The organism is Terriglobus sp. YAF25, assembly GCF_052113305.1.
Taxonomy (GTDB): domain Bacteria; phylum Acidobacteriota; class Terriglobia; order Terriglobales; family Acidobacteriaceae; genus Terriglobus.
Window position 1 is genome coordinate 1 of sequence record NZ_JBFRCY010000453.1, and the last position, 6138, is coordinate 6138.

Sequence of the window (6138 nt, forward strand, 5' to 3'; positions counted from 1 at the left end):
TGAACTGGCACTCGGGTTATCCCTGGCAGCCTCTCTACTCCAACTATGGCGGTAACATCGTATATAGCGGCAGCGGGTACAGCTCACTGCGTGCAGGCGGCTACCGGGGCGGAGCAGGCACCAGCCAGAGCAACGATGCCTTCAAAACCGGCAGCAACTATGGCGGAGATGCGCTGAAATATTTCACAGTTCCCAACTACACCGCAGGCTCGGGAATTCCTCCGGCGCCTGGCGTCGGGCGTAACAGTCTTCGTGGGCCCGGATATTTCAATCTGGATATGACCGCGCAAAAGGGCTTCGGGCTGCCGAAGTGGGGCTTTCTGGGAGAGAATGCAAAGTTCGTGGTTCGCGCCGATTTCTTCAATATTCTCAACAAGCTCAACCTGGATCCGACAAGCATCACCAATACCATCAGTGCCGATGGCATTGTGTCGAACAAGCAGTTCGGCATCGCGCAACGCGGTCTTGGTGCGCGCGTGATCGAATTCACCGGTCGTTTCAATTTCTAACCACAGTCTGAAGGGAGCGCCGCGACGGTTTCTGCCGTCGCGGCGTTATTTTGCGTCCAAGGAAGTAAGGGGAGACCATGCGTCGCTGGATTCAATCTTTGTCGGTGCTCGTAGTAGCCATTGCCGCGTCCAYGCAGGCGCAGGATTTTGAACAGGTTGTTGTCAATGCTCGAGATCAGGGAACACCTCTGACTCACTTCTGGGAGGAGATGTTCGGTTCCGGCCGCGCCATTCTCACATTGCGAGAGAGTTACCGGCAGGATCTGCGGACGGTGAAGAAGGCAACAGGATTCACCTATGTGCGTCCGCACGGCATCTTCATGGATGAGGTTGGCCTCTTCGATGTGGATGCGCAGGGAAAGCCCGTCTACAACTTTTCCTACATTGACCAGATCTATGACGGCCTTTTGGAGGATGGTGTAAAGCCGTTTGTGGAATTGAGCTTTATGCCGAAGAAGCTGGCGGCTGATCCGAATCAAGTGCACGCCTTCTGGTACAAGCAGAACATCTCGCCGCCGAAAGACTATGCGTTATGGGATGACATGATTCGCTCCTTCGCCCGGCATCTTGTCGCTCGATACGGCATCGATGAAGTGGCCACCTGGTATTTCGAGGTATGGAATGAACCGAACCTCGACTTCTGGGGCGGTAAGCCCTCCATGCCGACCTACTACGATCTCTATGACCACACCGCCCGCGCTCTGAAGGGCGTGAACGATCGTATCCGCGTCGGTGGTCCGTCCACGGCACAGGCCGCTTACGCCGGTGAGTTTCTGGCGCACTGCAAGCAGGCCGACGTTCCCGTGGATTTTGTCTCCAGCCATGTCTATGCCAACGACACGGYGAAAGATGTCTTCAAGACCGAGGAGCGGATTCCGCGCGACAGCATGGTGTGTCGCGCAGTCAGCAAAGTGCACACCGAGATTGCGGCATCGGCTTATCCAGATATTCCATTCATCTTGAGTGAATACAACGCAAGTTATGCCAATGAGCCAAACGTGACGGACTCCATCTTCATGGGGCCGTGGCTGGCTGACACGATACGGCAGTGCGATGGCCTGGTCGACGTGATGAGTTACTGGACCTTCTCCGATGTCTTTGAGGAGCAAGGTGTTGTGAAGACACCGTTTTACGGCGGATTTGGCTTGCTTGCGGAGCGCGGGATTCCGAAGCCGGCCTTCAACGCGTTTGTTTTGCTGCACAAGTTGGGAGATCGCCGTCTGGAACTGGATAGCGACGATGCGCTGGCGACAAAAACGAAATCGGGTGCGCTGGCGATTGCTGTGTGGAACTACGCACCCCCGGCGGGAACCGGAGCATCGTATACACAGGAGACTTATGACGGTGTCCCCGAAAAGACCTTCGAGGTGGTGGTGAAGGGTAGAGGGGCGGTCTCCGCGACAGTATGGCGCCTTGATGCAAACCACGGCAATGTAGTGAAGGCATATGACGACATGGGTAGGCCGGCAACGCCGACCCAGGCACAGATTGCAGCACTGAAGAAAGCCGGCGCCCTGGCCGCGCCGGAGAGGCTTGCAGTTCGTGGTGGCAAGCTGGCGGTGCATGTTCCGGCGCAGGGCCTGGCGCTGGTGGAGATTCGTTGAACCGGAGAGATGCGCTGAAACTGGTTGCCGCTGGTGCGGCAGGACTGGGACTGAACGAAACAGCGCTTGCCTTCCCATTTGGCAGTGCAAAAAAGCGGGAGCTTACCGCGCCTGAGGATGCGTTTCTCGAGGATCTGACTCAGGCGGGTTGCCGCTACTTCTGGGAAGAGGCAAGCGACAAGACCGGTCAGGTGCGTGATCGCGCCCTGGCCCAGATCCCGTCGTCTCATGGCAAAGAGAGCCGGCGTGTCTCCAGCATCGCCGCAACCGGGTTCGGTCTGACGGCATTGTGTATCGCTGACTGGCGTGGTTACCTGCCACGCAACGATATTCGTCTGCGTGTGCTGCACACACTTCAGTACCACTGGGAGCAAATGCCGCAGGAGCACGGCTTCTTCTACCACTACAACGATATGGAGACGGGAGTACGCGCCTTCAAATGTGAGCTTTCTTCCATTGATACGTGCATCTTTCTGTGTGGCGCTCTCATGGCGCGAGAGTACTTCAAGAACACATCAGGTCTGGGGCCGCAGATCGCCGAGCTGGCAACGAAGATCTACGACCGTGTGGATTTTCCCTGGATGCTGAACAAGGAAACCCAGTTCAGCATGGGATGGACGCCGGAGTTCGGTTTTCTGGCCCGTGCGCTACGGCGGGGTCGGTGGCGTTTCTGCCCCAGGAATGCCTGCGGGTTCTGATGTCGCTGCGGGATCGCTATGGCAGGGAAGCCTGGGGAAGATACGGTTTTACCGATGCTTTGCGGCCCTCGGCGCACTGGTACAACGACGATGTCCTGGGAATCGACCAGGGAATCGGCGTACTGATGGCCGAGAATCTGCGTACCGAGATGATCTGGGCCACATTTATGCAGGCAGACGAGATCCGCCTCGCAATTACCAAATCGGGACTGCATACTCAGTAACCTCGAAAATTGGTGACAGGAATAATGTTACCGGTGGTACTTTCCTGGTTAACACTTCCGCAGGTTCTCCCCCGACGACCTACGCAATCCCGCTGAGAACGAAACATCGGATGCTATGTCACCGACGTATCGTGGCCCGATAGATCGGCCCGTACGACGGAATATCGCCGGATTAAAAACACTGCTGGAGCTATTTGTTTCGAGGTCCGGCTTCCGTGCAGTCTTGCCGTCTTGGTTCTCTCTTCACCTTGTGGAAACGTGTGTGCGCGTTTCTGCCCGTCTTCCCGCTCGTGCTTGCTGCTGCCGTCTTCGCGACGGTTCCCTCCGCAGCGCAGGTGTTCCAGTTCCCATCGGCGGTTGCCGTGGGGACCGGCAATAGCACCCAGACCATCACGGTTCCGATAACCTCCGCCGGAACACTCGGTTCAATCGCGGTAGGCACGCAGGGACTTACGGGATACGACTTCTCACAGGTCAGCGGCGGGACCTGCAATAGCAATATCGGCACGAATTATCTCGTGGGGCAGAGCTGTTCGGTCTCAGTGCAGTTCGCGCCGCAATCGCCCGGCCTGCGCTCCGGCGGCATTGTTCTGAAGAGTGGCAGCGGCACGGTGATGGGGTGGGTTCTCTTGAGCGGAACCGGCTCCGGCCCCCTGGTTGGCTGGTTGCCCGGTACGATGTCCACGGTCGTGGGCGACGGAACCTGGATCTATCGTGGCGACGGTATGCAAGCTACGGCGTCAACCCTGTTTCTACCCCAGGGCATCGTGGTGGACGCTGCGGGAAACCTCTACGTCACTGACTCCAGCAGCAATCGTGTCCGGCGGATCGATGCTCAGACCCAGGTGATTACCACGATTGCCGGGGACGGTAACCCCGGATACACCGGTGACGGCGGTCCCGCGACGGGAGCTTCTGTTAGCAATCCCACGGGGTTAGCGCTGGATGGGCTGGGCAATCTCTACATCGCCGACAACTACAACCACGTAGTTCGTGCGGTGGACCTTGCTACGAACATCATCCGTACCGTCGCCGGAACGGGAACAGCCGGCTACTCTGGCGATGGAAGCGCAGCAACCTCCGCCCGTCTAAATGGACCGAATGGGCTTGCTGTCGATCCGGCAGCCGGAGTGCTTTACATTGCCGATACCGGTAACAGCGCGGTGCGCAAGCTGGACTTGGTAACAGGGAACATCAATGCCTTTGCCGGAACCGGCGTGGCAGGGTACAGCGGCGATGGAGGCAGTGCCGTTTCGGCGCAGCTCAATCTTCCCTGGGGAGTCGCTGTCGCGGCCGATGGTCACGTATGTATCGCGGACCAGACGAATCACATGGTGCGGTGCGTCACTTCCGGCGTGATCCAGCATGTTGCCGGAACGGGGACAGCAGGATTCTCCGGTGATGGCAGTGCGGCCTCAGGCGCTCAGCTGCGTTACCCGGGAGCGTTGTTATTCGATGTCGCCGGAAACCTGCTGATCTCTGACACCAGCAACAACCGTGTGCGCCGCATCAATGCCGTCACCGGGCTGATCGAGACCATTACCGGCACGGGCGGACAGTCTTTCCAGGGAGATGATGGACCGGCTAATGCGGCCATGGTCTATGGTCCGTACTCGATGGCGCTGGATGGTTACGGCAACCTGTACATCGCGGATATGTTCCACAATCGCGTCCGCAAGATCACGACGAATCTCGCAAAGATGACCTTTGACCCTATTCGCGTAGGACGCACCTCGCCGACGCAAACGATTACCGTCGAGAACGCCGGCAACGCGCTGATGGCGAGTACCAATGTTGTGACTGTATCGAATGCCTCGCTGGACAGTTCATTGACTACCTGTGGCGCCAATACTCCTCTGGCGAGCTCCGCAAGCTGTGTGGTTGGTGCGCAGTTCAATCCTCAGGTAATCGGAAGCCCAGTCAATGGCAGCATTGAGGTGCAGTCCGCCGCCATCAATGCGCCGGCGGTCCTTCAGTTGAGCGGCGAAGTGCTTACGCTCGACCCGACGACGGTAAACCTCTCCTCGAGTGCCAATCCTTCCGCGCTTGGTGCTGCGGTGACGTTTACAGCTCAGGTGCTGACCAGTGGGACCAATATCCCCACCGGAAAAATCACCTTCTATGACGGCTCGACGTCTCTTGGGGCGGTCAACCTAGCGCCAGGTGTTGCAACGCTGACGGCCGGTTCGCTCACGTTGGGTAGCCATTCCATCACCGCCAGCTATGAGGGCGATGTATCGAATAACCCCAGTACCTCTTCGGCACTGATTCAGGTGGTTAAGCAGGCAGCAACGGTAAGCCTTGGCTCCAGCCTGAATCCATCTGTTATCAAGCAGCAGGTGACGTTTACGGCTACCGTAACGGCTGCCGGTTCTCCTACTGGGACGATCACCTTTCAGGACGGCTCGGCCACACTTGGAGCGATACCGATCAACGGCTCCGGGGTTGCAACGATAACGGTCRATACTCTTAGCGTCGGCGCTCATAGCATTACAGCGAGCTACAGCGGAGATACCAATACCATCGGTGCTGTTTCCAGCGTGTGGCCGCAAACGGTCAATAAGGACACGAGTTCGACGACACTCGGGGCGGCGCCCTCGTCGATCAAAGCGGGTGAACCCTTAACCTTGACGGCTACTGTGAGCAACAGCGGATTGGTTGCGGTGACCGGCTCGGTGACCTTCAAAGATGGCTCGAATACTCTGGGCACTGCGAACCTGAATGGCAGTGGCATTGCTACATGGACAGCTACAGGCCTGAGCGGCGGCACACATTCCTTCACTGCTGTCTATAGCGGTGATACGAACAACTCCACCAGCACTTCGGCACTGAACTTTACCGTCGATACCATCTCCACCACGACGTTATTGTCTTCCAATGTGCCTACGGTGGATGCCGGAGCTCCATTACAACTGTCAGCGACGGTGACTCCATCGCAAACCACCGGTGGAACGGTTACGGGAACGGTCACCTTCTATGATGGGGCAACTCTCCTGAATACCGTGACTCTGCCTGCCAACGGTGTGGCGCCGTTGATAACGACGTCACTTTCAGTTGGATCGCACACCTTGAGTGCGATCTATAACGGCAGTACGAACTACGC

At 57.7% G+C, this 6138-nt stretch carries 4 protein-coding genes and 1 pseudogene; all 5 read left to right on the forward strand.

Annotation, left to right across the window (positions count from 1 at the left end):
• Window positions 1–509 (forward strand): annotated as a pseudogene (locus AB4043_RS17760) (carboxypeptidase regulatory-like domain-containing protein); the annotation flags it as partial.
• 77 nt (window positions 510–586) lie between these two features.
• Window positions 587–2113, forward strand: coding sequence for a GH39 family glycosyl hydrolase (locus AB4043_RS17765; RefSeq protein ID WP_442307667.1), 1527 nt, complete (start codon window positions 587–589; stop codon window positions 2111–2113).
• Window positions 2110–2811 (forward strand): twin-arginine translocation signal domain-containing protein, encoded by a 702-nt coding sequence (locus AB4043_RS17770; protein WP_442307668.1) that lies wholly within the window; start codon window positions 2110–2112, stop codon window positions 2809–2811. The genes AB4043_RS17765 and AB4043_RS17770 overlap by 4 nt, the downstream gene beginning before the upstream one ends.
• Window positions 2811–3035: a glucoamylase family protein gene (locus tag AB4043_RS17775; RefSeq protein WP_442307669.1), complete on the forward strand. Its 225-nt coding sequence runs from the start codon at window positions 2811–2813 to the stop codon at window positions 3033–3035. The genes AB4043_RS17770 and AB4043_RS17775 overlap by 1 nt, the downstream gene beginning before the upstream one ends.
• A 260-nt stretch (window positions 3036–3295) precedes the next feature.
• Window positions 3296–6138 (forward strand): Ig-like domain repeat protein (locus tag AB4043_RS17780; protein WP_442307670.1); only part of this gene is annotated, 2843 nt, incomplete at its 3' end.